The sequence below is a fragment of the Corallococcus sp. CA047B genome, assembly GCF_003612065.1.
Classification (GTDB): Bacteria; Myxococcota; Myxococcia; order Myxococcales; family Myxococcaceae; genus Corallococcus; species Corallococcus praedator.
This window is the reverse complement of the sequence record NZ_RAWD01000652.1, coordinates 1-1,277: the sequence shown is the minus strand read 5'-3', so window position 1 is coordinate 1,277 and position 1,277 is coordinate 1. Positions and strand designations below refer to the sequence as shown.

Here is a 1,277-nt window from a genome sequence, read left to right as displayed (position 1 = left end):
TGGTTCGTATCAGTCGCGCTCGCTCCTCTCGCATGCGCTGGTGGAGCGCTCCTCGTGCGAGGGCGCGAAGGAGGGGTGCAAGGCGCCGCCGGTGTGGCTCGGGGGGACAGAGGGGCGCGTGGTGTCGCGGACGTTGCCCGGGGTGTTCCACGAGTGGGCGGGCGGAGGCCACGCGACGCTTGCGTGGAGTTCACGGGCCCAGGTGGGGGCGACCGCGTGGGGCGCGCAGCCGGTGTGGAGCGTGGAGGGCACGGCGCTCGATTTCCGCTCCACCGCGGGCTACCCGGCGGGAGGAGGATTCGGCGCGGTGGGGCTGGATGGTGCGTGGGGCCACGGGCCGGTGGACGTCTTCGTGGAGGCGGCTCGCAGCTTCGATGCGATACCGGGCGGAGGCGGTGGCTTCGGTGTGCTTCAGCGCACGGTGGTGGCGGATCCGTGGCGGGAGCTGGAGGTGTCGCTGCGCGCCTACGGACGTGGTTTCGCCAATCCGTACACGGGCGCGGTCTCCGGGCCGGATGAGCTGGAAGGCTCGCGGGTCCGGAACGAAGTGGGCGCGCGCGTGCGCTACCTGCATCGGCTGGATGCATGGCGACTGCGGGGCGAGGTGGACACTTGGACGCTGCCCTCCGACGGGGCGGCATCAGGCAGTGCCGGCACGGTGAACCTGCGGGCCTCCGCGCGGGTGGACTGGAAGGCGCATGTGTTGTTCCAGCCCTCGCTGTGGGGCGAGTACCGGGACAAGGACGTCGGTGTGGCGGGGGACTGCTTCGACGGGACGGGGGAGGAGCCCTGCTCGGGGTCGCTGTCGCGCGTGACGGCGCGCGTGAAGGCGGAGCTTCACGAAGCCGTGTCCGTGGCTGCGCAGTACGCGCATGCACGCGTGGATGATCCGGTGAACCAGGGCGTGCGCGAGGACGCGCAGGCGGTGGCGGAGGCGCAGGTGAGGCCGTGCGATGCGGTGCGGCTGCGGGGGCGGGCGGTGTGGAAGGACGAGGACCTCGCGACGCGGAACCGATTGGAGCAGTCGTTCCGGGCGACGTTCGATGCGAGCTGGGCCGCGGGGGACGCGGTGATGACGCGGGCTCGGTATGCGTGGGTGCTCGATTTGAAGGACGCACGAGGTGCCCGGACACCGCCGGACGCGCCACGCCACCTGTTCGCGCTGGAAGTGGAGACGCGGTTCTAGGGGAGTGGCGGGTGCCCGTACGTCGCCGGATGCGACGGCGCCTGTTCGGGCTGGAAATGGGGATGCGGTTCTGAAGGGGGTGGCGTGTGGT

At 71.6% G+C, this 1,277-nt stretch carries 1 pseudogene; it reads left to right on the top strand.

From position 1 onward, the window contains the following. Window positions 1–1,186, top strand: a pseudogene (locus D7X74_RS41950) (hypothetical protein); the annotation flags it as partial. Between the last annotated feature and the right edge of the window lie 91 nt (window positions 1,187–1,277).